This window comes from Bacillus sp. B1(2022), from assembly GCF_040259625.1.
Lineage (GTDB): Bacteria > Bacillota > Bacilli > Bacillales > Bacillaceae > Bacillus > Bacillus velezensis.
Map to the genome: position 1 here is coordinate 375,134 of NZ_JANIFO010000003.1, position 15,725 is coordinate 390,858.

Annotated in this window: 14 protein-coding genes; all 14 read left to right on the forward strand. The window is 46.0% G+C overall.

The annotated features are described in order from the left end of the window. Nucleotides 1–75 precede the first annotated feature (75 nt). The 14 genes from NQS30_RS07995 (at nucleotide 76) to pgsA (ending at nucleotide 15,714) form a co-directional block, all read left to right on the forward strand. Complete coding sequence (locus tag NQS30_RS07995; protein ID WP_003154162.1) at nucleotides 76–813, forward strand: ClpP family protease; 738 nt, start codon at nucleotides 76–78, stop codon at nucleotides 811–813. Continuing rightward, the gene (locus NQS30_RS08000) at nucleotides 810–1,019 is read left to right on the forward strand and encodes a YlzJ-like family protein (protein WP_003154161.1); all 210 of its coding nucleotides are present in this window, start codon (nucleotides 810–812) and stop codon (nucleotides 1,017–1,019) included. The genes NQS30_RS07995 and NQS30_RS08000 overlap by 4 nt, the downstream gene beginning before the upstream one ends. A 134-nt stretch (nucleotides 1,020–1,153) precedes the next feature. Then, a complete protein-coding gene (locus tag NQS30_RS08005) occupies nucleotides 1,154–3,514 on the forward strand; it encodes an FtsK/SpoIIIE family DNA translocase (RefSeq protein ID WP_025284740.1) in 2,361 nt (786 codons plus the stop codon). A 124-nt stretch (nucleotides 3,515–3,638) separates the two neighbouring features. Further along, nucleotides 3,639–4,364, forward strand: a complete 726-nt coding sequence (locus NQS30_RS08010) for a GntR family transcriptional regulator (RefSeq protein ID WP_007409813.1) — start codon at nucleotides 3,639–3,641, stop codon at nucleotides 4,362–4,364. Between the two features lie 12 nt (nucleotides 4,365–4,376). Further along, the gene (bcbE, locus tag NQS30_RS08015) at nucleotides 4,377–5,705 is read left to right on the forward strand and encodes a bacillibactin exporter BcbE (RefSeq protein WP_218791635.1); all 1,329 of its coding nucleotides are present in this window, start codon (nucleotides 4,377–4,379) and stop codon (nucleotides 5,703–5,705) included. A 106-nt stretch (nucleotides 5,706–5,811) separates the two neighbouring features. Further along, complete coding sequence (locus NQS30_RS08020; protein ID WP_015239873.1) at nucleotides 5,812–6,267, forward strand: MarR family winged helix-turn-helix transcriptional regulator; 456 nt, start codon at nucleotides 5,812–5,814, stop codon at nucleotides 6,265–6,267. Beyond that, nucleotides 6,267–9,386 (forward strand): MMPL family transporter, encoded by a 3,120-nt coding sequence (locus NQS30_RS08025; protein ID WP_218791636.1) that lies wholly within the window; start codon nucleotides 6,267–6,269, stop codon nucleotides 9,384–9,386. The genes NQS30_RS08020 and NQS30_RS08025 overlap by 1 nt, the downstream gene beginning before the upstream one ends. 152 nt (nucleotides 9,387–9,538) lie before the next feature. Then, nucleotides 9,539–10,819, forward strand: coding sequence for an EF-P 5-aminopentanol modification-associated protein YfmF (gene yfmF, locus NQS30_RS08030; RefSeq protein ID WP_012117578.1), 1,281 nt, complete (start codon nucleotides 9,539–9,541; stop codon nucleotides 10,817–10,819). Beyond that, nucleotides 10,816–12,102: an EF-P 5-aminopentanol modification-associated protein YfmH gene (gene yfmH / locus NQS30_RS08035; protein WP_029973455.1), complete on the forward strand. Its 1,287-nt coding sequence runs from the start codon at nucleotides 10,816–10,818 to the stop codon at nucleotides 12,100–12,102. The genes yfmF and yfmH overlap by 4 nt, the downstream gene beginning before the upstream one ends. A gap of 59 nt (nucleotides 12,103–12,161) precedes the next feature. Next, nucleotides 12,162–12,890 (forward strand): elongation factor P 5-aminopentanone reductase, encoded by a 729-nt coding sequence (gene ymfI / locus NQS30_RS08040; RefSeq protein ID WP_015239877.1) that lies wholly within the window; start codon nucleotides 12,162–12,164, stop codon nucleotides 12,888–12,890. A 75-nt stretch (nucleotides 12,891–12,965) separates the two neighbouring features. Next, nucleotides 12,966–13,223, forward strand: a complete 258-nt coding sequence (locus NQS30_RS08045; RefSeq protein WP_003154150.1) for a DUF3243 domain-containing protein — start codon at nucleotides 12,966–12,968, stop codon at nucleotides 13,221–13,223. 127 nt (nucleotides 13,224–13,350) lie between these two features. Continuing rightward, the gene (locus NQS30_RS08050; protein WP_007409819.1) at nucleotides 13,351–14,142 is read left to right on the forward strand and encodes a DUF3388 domain-containing protein; all 792 of its coding nucleotides are present in this window, start codon (nucleotides 13,351–13,353) and stop codon (nucleotides 14,140–14,142) included. An 18-nt stretch (nucleotides 14,143–14,160) separates the two neighbouring features. Beyond that, nucleotides 14,161–15,060 carry a helix-turn-helix domain-containing protein gene (locus NQS30_RS08055; protein WP_167340664.1) on the forward strand — a complete coding sequence of 300 codons (900 nt, stop codon included), beginning with the start codon at nucleotides 14,161–14,163 and terminating at the stop codon, nucleotides 15,058–15,060. Nucleotides 15,061–15,132: 72 nt separating this feature from the next. After that, nucleotides 15,133–15,714 (forward strand): CDP-diacylglycerol--glycerol-3-phosphate 3-phosphatidyltransferase, encoded by a 582-nt coding sequence (pgsA, locus tag NQS30_RS08060; protein WP_007409821.1) that lies wholly within the window; start codon nucleotides 15,133–15,135, stop codon nucleotides 15,712–15,714. Nucleotides 15,715–15,725: the final 11 nt, after the last annotated feature.

Below are 15,725 nucleotides of genomic sequence, written 5' to 3' on the forward strand. Positions count from 1 at the left end.
TTGTTCATGTCCCGGATGGAAATCATCATCTTTGTTCATAATACAAAGAGACATTCGGAAAGGGTGAAAGATAAAATGGATCATCGTATGGAAAACACCGAAGAACAGCAGCCCGAAAAATCAGATGCGAAAGACAGCATTATGAGCAAAATTCAGCAGCTGGGAGAGACATCTCTGCCGCAAATGTCCCAAGATACCAATATTCACTGCCTGACGATCATCGGCCAAATTGAGGGGCACGTCCAGCTCCCGCCGCAAAATAAAACAACCAAATATGAACACGTCATTCCGCAAATCGTCGCCATTGAGCAAAATCCGAAAATCGAAGGACTTCTGATCATCTTAAACACCGTCGGAGGCGATGTGGAAGCGGGGCTTGCGATTGCGGAAATGCTCGCATCCTTATCAAAACCGACCGTCTCAATCGTACTCGGCGGGGGACACTCGATAGGTGTGCCGATCGCCGTGTCATGTGATCATAGTTTTATCGCGGAAACAGCGACTATGACCATTCATCCCGTTCGGCTTACAGGTCTGGTTATCGGGGTTCCGCAAACATTTGAATACTTGGACAAAATGCAGGAGCGGGTCGTCAACTTTGTGACCCATCATTCAAATATTTCCGAAGAAAAATTCAAAGAGCTGATGTTTTCAAAAGGAAACTTAACCAGGGACATCGGGACGAACGTAGTCGGGAAAGATGCGGCTGATTACGGATTAATTGATGCCGTGGGCGGCGTCGGACAGGCGATAAAAAAGCTGAACCAGCTGATTGAGGAACGAAAGGGCGAGGAAGGAAGGATGATTCAATGATCCTTTATACCGTCATGCCCCAAGAAGTCGTTTACGGTCAGGATATAGAGCAAAGCGTGCATGAACAGGTAGATTACGCCGGCGTGCCGCTGCTAGTTGAGATGAAGGGAAATGAAGCTGAAGTCGTACAGATTTTAAGTACGAACCCGATGGATTTCTTGAATCCGGACATCGCTCCGGGACAAAAAATCAAGCTGAAAATCTAACCGGCATTCAGTCCGTTTCTCGGGGGCAAAATATGCTATAATAGGGGAATCCTACAGAAAAATGCAGCCGGCAAAAGGCTGCTTTTCTTCATGATGTATGATTTTACATTTTTTAACGCAGTAAGGTGATGAGTGTGGCAAAGAAAAAACGGAAATCTAAAAAGAAACAAGAGAGTAAGCTCAATCTAAAATACGAACTAAGCGGACTGCTCTGTGTTGCAATCTCGATTATTGCTGTTTTGCAGCTCGGCGTTGTGGGACAGACATTTGTGTACTTGTTCCGTTTTTTTGCCGGAGAGTGGTTTATTTTATGCTTAATTGCGCTCTTCCTTCTCGGAATTTCGCTGTTTTGGAAAAAGAAGAGTCCAAGCCTTTTAACGAGAAGAAAGGCAGGGCTGTACTGTATTATCGCCAGTATATTGCTGCTGTCTCACGTGCAGCTCTTTAAAAATCTGTCTCATCACGGGTCGATTCGGTCGGCAAGTGTCATCGGCAACACGTGGGAGCTGTTTATGATTGACATGAAACAGCAGGCTGCTTCCCCTGATTTGGGCGGCGGCATGATCGGCGCGGTACTGTTTGCAGCTTCCCACTTTTTATTTGCATCAACGGGTTCACAGATCATGGCGATCGTGCTGATCTTAATGGGGCTGATTCTTGTAACGGGCCGTTCACTGCAAGAAACGCTCAAAAAGTGGACGAGCCCCGTCGGCCGGTTTATCCGCGGTCAATGGCAGGCATTTCTTGAGGATATGAAGACGGTCAGAACGAATATGTCTTCGCCGAAAACAAAAACAAAATCGGGCAAAAAACAAAAACGGGTTCAAAAGAAAAAAGAAGAGCCTGAACCGGAGGAAGAGGATGAGGAAATCATTTCGCCGATCATCCATTCAGAGCCGATTATTTCAAGCTTTTCAGACCGTCAGGAAGAGCCCTCCGAACCGCTGATTCCGGAAAAAACGCAGGAGGCTGCACAAGCGGCAAAAGATGAGCCTTCCGGCGGCGCTCAAGACAGTGGCGAAACGGCTGCGGCTCCGCCGATGACGTTTACAGAGCTTGAAAATAAAGATTATCAAATGCCTTCATTGGACATACTGGCTGACCCGAAACATACCGGCCAGCAGACCGATAAGAAAAACATTTACGAGAATGCAAGAAAACTCGAACGGACTTTTCAAAGCTTCGGCGTAAAGGCGAAAGTGACGCAGGTTCATCTCGGTCCGGCGGTCACAAAATATGAGGTGTATCCGGACGTCGGGGTCAAAGTCAGTAAAATCGTGAATCTGAGCGATGACCTCGCGCTCGCGCTTGCCGCGAAGGATATCCGGATCGAAGCGCCGATTCCGGGTAAATCGGCAATCGGCATCGAGGTGCCCAATGCTGAAGTTGCGATGGTTTCGTTAAAAGAAGTGCTTGAATCCAAGCTCAATGACAAGCCGGACGCGAAGCTTCTGATCGGCTTGGGACGAAATATTTCCGGGGAAGCCGTGCTTGCCGAACTGAACAAAATGCCCCATCTGCTCGTAGCGGGGGCAACGGGAAGCGGAAAAAGCGTCTGTGTCAACGGTATTATTACGAGCATTCTGATGAGGGCCAAACCGCATGAAGTGAAGATGATGATGATTGACCCGAAAATGGTTGAGCTGAATGTGTATAACGGCATTCCTCATCTGCTTGCGCCGGTCGTGACAGATCCGAAAAAGGCCTCGCAGGCTTTGAAAAAGGTCGTCAATGAGATGGAGCGCCGCTATGAGCTGTTCTCCCATACGGGTACGAGAAATATAGAAGGCTATAACGATCATATTAAGCGGTCAAATGCCGAAGAAGAAGTCAAGCAGCCTGAGCTGCCGTACATCGTCGTCATCGTTGACGAGCTTGCCGATCTGATGATGGTCGCTTCTTCCGACGTGGAAGATTCAATTACGAGACTTTCACAGATGGCGCGGGCGGCGGGAATTCATTTGATTATCGCGACACAGCGGCCTTCAGTCGACGTTATTACCGGTGTTATTAAAGCCAACATCCCGTCAAGAATCGCCTTCAGTGTCTCATCTCAGACCGATTCACGGACAATTTTAGACATGGGCGGCGCTGAAAAGCTTCTGGGGCGCGGAGACATGCTGTTTCTGCCTGTAGGCGCAAATAAGCCGGTGCGTGTGCAAGGGGCATTCTTATCCGATGAAGAGGTTGAGCATGTCGTCGATCATGTCATTACGCAGCAAAAAGCGCAGTACCAAGAAGAGATGATTCCGGAAGAAGTTTCGGAAACACACAGTGAAGTAACGGATGATCTCTATGACGAAGCGGTCGATTTGATTATCGGCATGCAGACGGCATCAGTCTCCATGCTCCAAAGGCGGTTCAGAATCGGATATACGAGAGCTGCCCGTCTGATTGACGCAATGGAGGAACGGGGCGTCGTCGGGCCGTATGAAGGAAGCAAACCGAGGGAAGTACTATTATCTAAGGAACAATATGATGAGCTCTCTTCTTAAAAAGGAGAGAGTTTTCACTGAAAATGATATCACCAAAATCATTCCTATTTATTTTTTTATCAAAACATGATATAGTTGTCCCAATTGTTCAATAATTTATGAAAGTGGTTTACGGAGGGGAAACATGTCTACAAAAGCTGACAATCGTCACTTGTATCTAAAAGTGATTGAGCGAATCAAAGAGGATATACAAAACGGAATTTACACCGAAAAGGAAAAGCTTCCTTCTGAATTTGAGCTTTCAAAATCAATGGGTGTCAGCCGGGCAACTCTGCGTGAAGCTTTGCGTATCCTTGAAGAGGAGCATGTGATTATCAGAAGGCACGGTGTGGGCACTTTCGTCCATACAAAACCGCTGTTTCTTTCAGGTATTGAACAGCTCAACAGCGTGACGAAAACGATTCAGCAGGCGAACATGGTGCCGGGTACGATTTTTTTGTCGTCTCAGGTCATCACGCCGTCTGATGAAGATATCGCTAGATTCCGGCTTGAGCCTGAGCAGGAGCTTTTTTATTTGGAACGCGTGAGAACAGCAAGCGGCACTCCGGTCGTTTACTGTTTAGATACGATTCCGATGCACATTCTGCCGAATTCTTTCTGTCATGAACAGGAGTCTATTTTTGATCTTTTGGAAAAAAACTCCGGATCTGTGATCAGCTATGCCGTTGCTGATATCGAACCGATCGGATATCACGATACGATTTCACCGGTTTTGGAATGCGAGCCGGAGACGGCGCTTTTATTGCTGAAGCAAACCCACTATAATCAGAATGATGAACCTGTACTGTATTCATTAAATTATTTCCGGGCTGATAAGTTCAGTTTTCATGTTGTAAGAAAACGTTTTTAAGACAGACGCGTCATGTGTCTGTTTTTTTATTTGCCGTTTCAGTACATACTTTATTTTCTGCAAGGCACAATAAAACAGGAAACAACCAAGTATAGTGAATGGGTGAATAAGTTGAGTAAGAAGAAAAATGGAACGAAAAATATCATTGCTCTGGCTTCTGTACCGCTCGTGATGACACTCGGGAATTCCATGCTGATTCCTGTGCTTCCGATGATTGAAAAGAAGCTGTCCATATCGTCTTTTCAAGTATCGTTAATTATAACGGTCTATTCGATTGTGGCGATTATTTGTATTCCGATTGCCGGATATCTGTCCGATAAATTCGGAAGAAAAAAGGTTCTTCTGCCTTGTCTTCTCATAGCCGGTGCGGGCGGAGCGCTTGCCGCGATAGCTTCCACCGCGTTCAAGCATCCTTATCCCATTATCTTGGCGGGGCGGGTGCTGCAGGGAATCGGTTCGGCAGGGGCGGCTCCTGTAGTGATGCCGTTTATCGGTGATTTATTCAAAGGGGATGATGAGCGGATTACCGCGGGGCTCGGCGATATTGAGACGTCTAACACTGCCGGGAAAGTAATAAGCCCGATTCTCGGTTCGCTCTTGGCTGCATGGTTTTGGTTTATGCCATTTTGGTTCATTCCGTTTTTTTCGCTCATCAGTTTTTTTCTCGTATTGTTTTTGGTGGCAAAGCCGGAGGAACAAAAAGAAGCGCCTTCTATTTCCGAATTTGTGAAAAATGTCGGCCGCATATTTAAGCGTGACGGACGCTGGCTCTTTACGGTTTTTATCATCGGCTGCGTGATTATGTTTTTGCTGTTCGGGGTTCTTTTTTATTTATCAGACTCACTGGAGAAGAAATACGGCATTGACGGTGTGGCTAAAGGAGCGCTTTTGGCAATCCCGCTTTTATTTCTATCCGTCAGTTCATATATATCAGGCAGGAAAATCGGAAAAGACCAAGGCAAAATGAAGTTTTGCATCGTTTTCGGAATGAGTGCCGTGACACTGTCGTTTATCGGCCTATGGTGGAATCACAGTTTTTATTTATTATTTATCTTTTTGTGTGTCAGCGGTATCGGTATCGGAATGGCATTGCCGGCTTTAGACGCTGTCATCACAGAAGGCGTAGACAACGAGGAATCGGGAACCATCACCTCATTTTATAACAGCATGCGGTTTATCGGAGTAGCGGCGGGACCGCCGATCTTTGCTGCCCTGATGTCAAATGCAGGCTGGCTGATTTTTATTTTATCCGCTTTTTGCAGCATTGTGTCTGTATTTTTAGCGCTGTTAAATATCTCATCACAAGCAAAAGAAAAAAAGGAATCATTAAAGACGGTGTAATCTGCACTGTCTTTTTTTATTTTATTTTGAAGATTGACATGATACCGTCAAGTCGTTATCCTTTTTAATAGTTAAACATATTAACTATTGGGAGGAGGGGGAAAAGGTGCATGAAGAAAAAGTAAAGCAGCTGATTCAGCGTTATTCCGATGTATACCTGCACGTCTTAAAAAAAATTGACAGCATTATCGCTGAAAAAGTGAACAAAGAACTGACATTGGATCAATATTACATCCTCCGCTATATTATGCTCAATCCCGATTGCAAATCAATTGAACTGGCCGCGGTGTGCCACGTCAATAAAAGCGCCATTACATCTATGACGAACCGCCTGTATGAAAAAGGCTACATCAATAGAGAACGCAGCCAAAGCGACCGCCGGAGCATACTTTTAAATGTCACGGACAAGGGGACGGAAGTATTTCATCGTGTTGAGCGGCGGATTGAGGAACTCGTCCGTTCATATATTATGTATTTTGATGAAGACGAGGCGGAGATGTTCGTGAATACATATGAAAAATTATATCGATTGATGATGACTGAGGAGGATCAGCAGACATAATGAAAAACATTATCCGAGCCCGCTGGATCATCGCCGCGGTGTGGGTCGCCGCAACGGTGATATTTATGCTTACAGCGCCTGATATGGCTGAATTGACACGGGAGAAAGGGCAGATTTCCGTACCGGACGGATATTCCTCTTCTTACGCCCATGAATTGCTTGATGAAATGTCTGATTCCGATGCACCGTCTTCTTCTGCCGTCATCGTATTTCACGAAAAAGGCTTAATGACAGACAAAAAAGATCGTCTGGAAGAAGCCGTCAGCACTTTATCTGAACATAAAAAAGCGCTTCAGATTAAAACGGTGACCTCATACTTCGGGGAGAAAAATGACGACATTAAAAAACAGCTGCTGTCAAAAGACAGACAAACGATGCTCGTTCAGCTGCAGCTTGATACATCCAAAAACGATATCATCGAAATAAAAAATAAAATTGATAAAGAGCTGAAACCGTACGGCGTATCATACGGCATTACAGGCCAATCGCTGATCGACGAAGATGTGTTAAAAAGCTCACAGGACGGCTTGAAAAAGACTGAATATATAACGGTCGCTTTTATCCTGATCGTGCTGATCCTTGTATTCCGGTCAGTGGTCGCTCCGTTCGTGCCGCTTTTATCAGTATTGATATCTTATTTAGTCAGCCAGTCGATTGTCGCATTTTTAGTCGATCAGCTGAATTTTCCGCTCTCAACTTTTACTCAGATTTTTATGGTTGCGATTATGTTCGGGATCGGCACAGACTACTGCATTCTGCTTCTCAGCAGATTTAAAGAAGAACTGTCGCATGGCGCTGACATAAGAGAAGCGATCGTCGTCACCTACAAAACGGCCGGAAAGACGGTTTTGTACAGCGGCGGTGCGGTGCTGATCGGATTTGCCTGCATCGGATTTGCGACATTTAAGCTGTATCAGTCGGCAGCGGCCGTTGCGGTCGGTGTCGCGGTGCTGCTGCTTGCGCTCATGACGATCGTGCCGTTTTTTATGGCTGTTTTAGGAAAAAGCTTGTTTTGGCCTGTTAAGGGCGATATTTCGCATCCTCAAAGCAAAGCATGGGAAACGTCAGGGCGGTTTTCATTTAAAAGGCCGCTCATCAGTCTTGCAATCGTTGCGGTATTCACTGTCCCGCCTATCCTTCTTTACAAAGGGGCGCTATCTTACAACAGTCTTGACGAAATCGGGGATAAATATGAATCCGTCCGCGCGTTTCATACGATTTCAGACGCCTTCGGCCCGGGAGAACTTCTTCCGGCCACAGTCGTCGTCAAAAATGATGAGACTTTAAATACCGAAAAACACCTGATTGATATCGAAAAAATCAGCAGAGAACTTGAAAAAACAGAGGGTGTAAAAACGGTCAGAAGCGCCACGCGCCCTGCTGGAAACGGATTGAATCAATTATTTGTCACAAATCAGGCAAAGCAGCTTCAAGAAGGGCTTGATAAAGGCAATACAGGACTTGAAAAAATCACGGACGGATTAGGGCATGCCGCAAAGTCGTTAGCTGATTCACAGCCGCAGATCGAAGAGTCGGGGAAAAGCGTCAATCAGCTTATTGACGGAACATTGTCTCTGAAATCCGGGCTTTCTGATATAGGAGAAAACCTGAATAAACTGCAGGCTGGCGTGAACGAGAATAAAGCCGGCGTCGCCCAGATGAGAAAGCAGATTGAAGAGCAAAAACAAATGCTGACTTCACAGCTCAAACAAAACAGCGGTCTCGCTTCAGAAACGCAAAACGCTTTAAAATTGGTAAAAACCGTCCTGCCGATGAAAGATGAAGCCAGCAGACAGCTTGCCGATTTGAACAAGCAGCTTGCCCGGCTGCCGTTTGCAAAATTGGAAGCGTCAATACCGTCAGTCAAAACCGATCCCTCTTACCAAGAAATCAAATCAGCCTTTACGGGTGTACAGTCAGCCGTTTCCAAGGCAAACGCGGATGCAGAAGCGTTTTCTAAACAGGTCGACAGTCAAAAGGCTCATCTGCAGCAAGCGGAAAAACAATTTGCCCGACTGGCAGCCGCTCAGAAGAAGATTGACACTCAAATTAACGCAATGATCAACGGTCTGACCAGTATTGAAAACGGTCTGCAGCAAGTGTCAGACGGACAGGGGGCTCTCGCGGGACAAATGCCGCGCCTTGAATCGGCGGCAGGACAGCTCGCGGAGGGCCAGAAAAAAATGAAGAGCGGTCTCGGTGATTTTTCTTCCCGGCTCAGCGAACTTTCTTCCGGCCTTAACGACAGTGTAAAAGGGCTTAAGAAAGTATCAAGCGGCATGATGGGGGCGAATGATTACCTGGGTGAGCTTCACAAGTCGTCAGACAAAGAAATGACAGGCTGGTTTGTGCCGAAAGATGCGTTGACAAACAGTGATTTCACAAGCGTGTTTAATACGTACATGTCAGATGACAGAAAAACGACAGAATTGACCGTCGTTCTTGATAACAATCCTTACTCAAATACGGCCATTCAAGATATTCAAGCGATCAAAGCGAGCGTAAAAAGGGCCATTCCGAACACGGATCTGAAGAATGCTTCCTTCGGCGTTTCGGGAGTCTCCAGCATGAATGCCGATCTGAAGGAAGTATCGGATTCAGACTTCAAACGGACGGCCATGTTTATGCTGGCGGGAATTTTTCTGATTCTCATCGTGATGCTGCGCTCCCTCATTATGCCTGTTTATTTAGTGGCGTCGCTCGTACTGACGTATTTCGCATCCATCGGCGTGACAGAATACATCTTTACACACTTCTTCGGGTACCCGGGCGTAAACTGGGCCGTGCCGTTCTTCGGCTTTGTCATTTTGATGGCTCTTGGCGTGGATTATTCCATCTTTTTAATGGACCGCTTTAATGAGCTTAAAAAAGAAGGAACGGAACCCGCAATGATCAGCAGTATGAAAAATATGGGTTCCGTCATCATTTCTGCAGCCATTATTTTAGCGGGAACCTTTGCGGCCATGCTGCCGTCAGGCGTTCTTTCCTTATTACAGATTGCAACCGTGGTATTAACAGGCCTTCTCATGTACGCAATTGTCGTCCTTCCGTTTTTTGTACCGGTCATGGTGAAAATATTCGGAAGAGCCAACTGGTGGCCTTTCAATTTGAAAAAATAACGTTCAATGCCTCTGCCTGTTTTCGGGCAGAGGTTTTTTTGTTTCCTTATAAATCCTCCAGTTGATATAATTACATCTGCGCACTCTTTTTTGCGAATGCTGAAATTTGGTCATAATACATACTATGAAAGAATGAACGAAGGAGGTTTCACATGACTTACGTAAATGAAATGAAGTCAAAGCACGGCGGGATCACCGCCCACATCGTAAAGACCGAGAAATTTAAAACCGTTTCGCTGACGTTTAAAATGCTGGCTCCTTTAACGAAAGAGCTCGTAACAAAAAGGGCGCTGTTTCCGCATGTGCTTCTGCGCGGAACAGAAAGCCGCCCGAAAACCGCTGATCTGCGGTCTTATTTTGATGAACTGTACGGCACATCCGTTTCAGCTGATCTGACAAAAAAGGGAGAACGTCATGTCATTACGTTCAGACTTGAGATTCCTAATGAAAAGTATCTGAAGGACCGCACACCGTTATTGGAAAAAGGCCTTCAGCTTTTATCAGAGCTTGTCTTTTCGCCCGCTTTGGAAAACGGCGCCTTCCTGCCCCTTTATGTCACGCAGGAAAAACGGACGCTGAAACAGCGGATTCAAGCCGTATATGATGATAAGATGAGGTATTCTAATCTGCGTCTCGTTCAGGAAATGTGCAAAAGCGAACCGTATGCCCTTCACGTCAACGGCGAGTTCGATGATGTTGAACACATTACACCGCAAGATTTGTATGAAGCCTATCAAAAAGCCATACGCGAAGATCAGCTGGACCTGTACGTCATCGGCGATGTTGATACAGATCAGGTGAAAACGGCCGTTGATACGTATTTTAAAACGGAAGAACGGGAGCTTCAGCCTTTTGAAAGAAGCGCGGCGAATGAACAGCCCGATCCGAAGGAAGTCATTGATGAAGAGGACGTCAAGCAGGGCAAGCTGAATATCGGATTCCGGACCAATACGACATATACAGATCCGGATTATCCTGCATTGCAAGTGTTTAACGGGCTGTTCGGAGGTTTCTCTCATTCAAAGCTGTTTATAAATGTCCGTGAAAAAGCGAGCCTCGCCTATTATGCAGCCTCAAGGGTGGAAAGCTTCAAAGGGCTTTTGATGGTCATGTCGGGCATTGAGGTGAAAAATTACAAGCAGGCCGTCACCATCATTGAAGAACAGTTTCAGGCTATGCAAAACGGTGACTTTTCAGAAGATGATATCGCCCAAACGAAAGCCGTTATTAAAAATCAAGTATTAGAAACCATTGATACGGCATACGGCTTAGCGGAATTTCTGTATCAGCAGGCCTCAGCCCAAGTAGAGATACCGATCGAAAGATTCCTTGACAATATCGAGAAAGTGACAAAAGAGGACATTATCAATGTCGGAAAGAACATTAAGCTGGATACGACTTATTTCTTAAAAGGGACGGGGGGAGCATCTTGACTAAACCGATAAACTTCGAACAGCTTCAGGAAACGCTGTATCATGAAAAAATGGCAAACGGCCTTGATGTCTATGTGCTGCCGAAACAGGGCTTTAATAAAACATACGCCGTGTTTACGACAAAGTACGGTTCCATTGACAATCAATTCGTTCCTTTAAATAAGGAGGAAATGGTACACGTCCCTGACGGAATCGCGCATTTTCTGGAGCATAAACTGTTTGAAAAAGCGGACGGCGACGTGTTTCAGGACTTCAGTAAGCAGGGGGCGTCGGCAAATGCCTTTACATCATTTACACGAACCGCTTATCTGTTCTCCAGCACTTCTAATGTGGAGAAAAACCTGGAAACACTCGTAGATTTTGTTCAGGATCCGTATTTCACGGAAAAATCAGTTGAAAAAGAAAAAGGCATCATCGGCCAGGAAATCAATATGTATGATGATAATCCGGATTGGCGGCTGTTTTTCGGCCTTATCGAAAATATGTATAAAGACCACCCCGTGAAAATTGACATTGCCGGAACGGTGGAGAGCATCTCACATATTACGAAAGATCTGCTGTATGAGTGCTATGAAACGTTTTATCACCCGAGCAATATGCTGCTCTTTATCGTCGGTCCCGTAGATCCTGAAGCGGTCATCAGCCAGGTGCGGAAAAACCAGGAGAAAAAGCCGTTTACAGACCAGCCCGAAATCAAACGTGAAGAAGTTCAGGAGCAGGAAGCGGTTTTCCGCCGGGAGCAGGAATTAAAAATGAACGTGCAAGGCTCAAAATGTCTTGTCGGCTTAAAGGCGAAAGACCCTTATAAAACGGGGCAGGAGCTGTTGAAGCACGAGCTCAGCATGAACCTCATGCTTGAATGTCTGTTCGGAAAAAGCTCACCGCATTACGGTGACTTGTACGACAAAGGCTACATTGATGAAACTTTCAGCTTTGATTACACGGCTGAATACGGATTCGGTTTTGCCTCTGTCGGAGGAGATACACCGGAGCCGGATAAGCTCGCTGACGAATTAAAACACATGCTGCTTGATGCAGAATCAGCCGTGACTGCGGAAAAACTTGATCTTGCGAGAAAAAAGAAGATCGGGTCATTCTTAAAAGCGCTCAATTCGCCTGAATATATTGCCAACCAATTCACACGCTACGCCTTTTTAGATATGAGTCTGTTTGATGTCGTAACCGTACTGGAGCAGATTACGCTGGAAGACGTAAAGCGGGTCATTAAAGAAGAAATATCAGAAGACAGGCTGACAGTCTGCAAAGTCGTGCCAAAATCATAACAAAAACATCCCTCACGCCCTGAGGGATGTTTTTCTGGGGAAAGAAGGAGTATTGATTGATGAAACAGACAGCGCTCGTAACCGGAGCAAGCGGCGGAATCGGACAAAGTATAAGTGAAGTCCTCGCAAAAAACGGATATGACGTCCTCTTGCATTATCATTCTAATAAGGAAGCCGCACACAGGCTTGCGGAAAGGCTGAGCGCATCATTCGGCGTAAAAGCCTCCGTTATTCAGGCGGATCTGTCCTCACCGGATGGAGCGGAGACACTCAGCCGTTCCGTTAAGCAGCCTGTGGATGCTCTGATATTAAACAGCGGCAAAAGTCATTTCGGCCTGATTACGGACGTTACGGATGACACGGCGCGGGAGATGGTGCAGCTGCATGTGACGAGTCCGTTTCTTTTGGCGCGTAATCTGATGCCCGGCATGATCCGGAAAAAAAGCGGGGGCATCGTCGCGATCGGTTCCGTCTGGGGAGAAACAGGCGCATCGTGCGAGGTATTATACAGCATGGTCAAGGGAGCGCAGCATTCGTTCGTCAAAGCGCTTGCCAAAGAGCTTGCTCCGAGCGGCGTCCGCGTGAATGCAGTCTCGCCGGGTGCCGTTGATACAAATATGCTTGATCAGTTCACGTCTGATGAAAAAGAAGCGTTGGCAGAGGAAATTCCCGCGGGCCGGCTGGCAAAGCCGGAGGAAATCGCCGAAGCGGCGGCCTTTTTATTATCGGACAAGGCTTCCTATATTACGGGGCATATATTATCCGTAAACGGCGGCTGGCACTGCTGAAAAAAATGTGTGTATAGTTTGCATCTGTACGGACAAAATAATTTTGTAACAACAGATGAAATGGAGGAACCCAACATGTCAGTATTAGAAAACTGGGATAATTGGAAGAATTTCCTTGGCGACAGATTGAACTATGCGCAGGAAAAAGGGATGAGTGATGAAACGATCACTGACCTCGCTACAGAAATCGGCGGTTACCTTGCGAACGAAGTCGACTCGAAAAACCATCAGGAAAAAGTGCTTGCTGATCTTTGGAGCGTTGCTTCTGAAGATGAACAGCGCGCCATCGCAAATATGATGGTGAAGCTTGTTGAAAATAACAGCACTCATTAAGAGGGGGGATTTCTCCTCTCTTTTTTTATGTTTTCCTCTATAGAGCAACATTCTTCTTTCTAATTAGAGAAAAATGTTTTATGATAAAGGAAGGTAAAAATTTGCCACAATGGAGGGGGTATATCATTTGGCAAAGCTCGAATGGTATTTTGAATATGAAATTCAAGTGAACCGCCCCGGCCTGCTCGGGGATATTTCATCTCTTCTCGGGATGCTGTCAATTAATATTGTCACAATTAACGGTGTCGACCTTTCCAGAAGGGGAATGCTGCTCAGATGCCGGCATATAGATCAAATTAAACGATTGGAATCAATTTTAAAAACAATGGAGACCATTAAAGTAACGAAGCTGAGAGAACCGAGGCTTCGCGACCGTCTCGCAGTCCGCCACGGAAGATACATTCAGCGTGATGCCGATGACAAAAAAACCTTCCGTTTTGAAAGGGACGAGCTCGGTCTTCTGGTTGACTTTATGGCCGAGCTGTTTAAAAAAGAAGGGCACAAACTGATCGGAATCCGGGGAATGCCGAGGGTCGGAAAAACGGAGTCCATCGTTGCGTCAAGCGTTTGTGCCAGCAAAAGATGGCTTTTCGTATCATCAACGCTGCTAAAACAAACGATCCGGAGCCAGCTGGTTGCCGATGAATACAGCACGGAAAACGTGTTTATCCTCGACGGCATCGTTTCGACAAGACGGGGATCTGAGCGCCATCTTCAGCTCGTCAGTGAAATTATGCGGCTTCCGGCGACAAAGGTCGTGGAGCACCCGGATATTTTTGTTCAAAATTCGGAGTATACGCTCGATGATTTCGATTATATTATCGAACTCAGAAATGATCCTGACGAAGTTATTACATATGAACATGCAGAAGAACCGCAAATATTTGATCAGACCGGTTTTTCAAGCTTTGATTTTTAATATTGGAAGGTGTTTGTTGTGACAGAATTAGCAATCCGGCTTAAAGAAGCCAGAGAGGAAAAAGGGATGTCATTGGATGAACTCCAGGCGGCGACGAAAATTCAGAAAAGATACTTAACCGCTCTGGAAGAAGGCAATTATGACGTCATTCCCGGCAATTTTTATGTGCGGGCGTTTATCAAGCAATACGCTGAAGCTGTCGGGCTTGATTCAGATCAGTTATTTGAAGAATATAAAAAAGACATCCCTAACACGTACCATGACGATGTGTCGGAAAAAATCTCCGGTCTCGCCATGCAAAGGGAGCTTCCTAAGTCCGCTTCAAAGGCGGCGGAATGGCTTCCGACCGTCCTTGTCGTCATCGGTGTCATTATCGTCATCGCGATCATTTATGCGATTATTCAGCTCGGAATGAGCAAATCCGGGCAGACAGACGGAGATAAGGCAGTCACCCAAAGTGAGAGCAAGTATGAGATTCCTAAGGATTCTGCGCTGAAAAACGACGGCAATACAAATGACGAAGCGCAATCTGACAGCAAAAAAGACAAAAAGGACACAAAAGCGTCAGAGCAGAAAAAGAAAGAAGAAAGCAGTGAAAAGACGGAGATCAAAGCGGCCGGAACGGAAGGCTCGGCTTCTTCATACAACGTCTCCGGGGCAGATAAGTATAAGCTTGAACTGATTGCTTCTGACAGCGCATGGATCCGCGTCCGTGATGACAGCGGCGGTTCTTTAAAAGAAGGAACACTGCAAAAAGGCGAAACCTTTAAAAAAGACGTCACGGATCAAAAGCAGATTGAAATCCGCACGGGCTATGCCCCTAACCTGAAAATTAAAATCAACGGAGAGGTTCTGTCCTATGAACTCAATCCGCATGATGTGATGGCGCAGACCATCACAATCAAGATGAAAAAATAAAAGGGGAAAAGTCATCTGAACGATTAAGATGACTTTTTCTTCACGTCCGAGTACATATATTGGAGGGGCTTTATGTTTAACTTACCGAATAAAATCACACTGGCAAGAATCGCTTTAATTCCTGTATTTATGATTATCATGCTTGTTCCTTTTCAGTGGGGCAGCGTTCATATAGGGGATGAATCGATTCCGGTCGCGCATCTTACGGGAGCTGTTTTGTTCATTATCGCATCAACGACTGACTGGGTGGATGGCTACTACGCCAGAAAACTGAACCTCGTGACAAATTTCGGGAAATTTTTAGATCCGCTGGCTGACAAACTGCTGGTGTCCGCGGCATTAATTACGCTTGTGCAGTTTGACCTTGCGCCGGCGTGGATGGTCATCATCATCATCAGCCGCGAATTTGCCGTAACGGGATTAAGACTTGTGCTGGCGGGAACGGGGGAAGTTGTAGCCGCCAATATGCTGGGGAAAATTAAAACATGGGCTCAGATCATCGCTGTTGCCGCGCTTTTGCTGCATAATCTTCCGTTTGAGCTCGTTTCTTTCCCGTTCGGCGATATCGCTTTATGGGTGGCCGTGCTGTTCACAGTCATTTCCGGCTGGGATTATTTTGCGAAGAACTGGGATGCGTTAAAAACATCTAACTAAGAAAGAAGGAC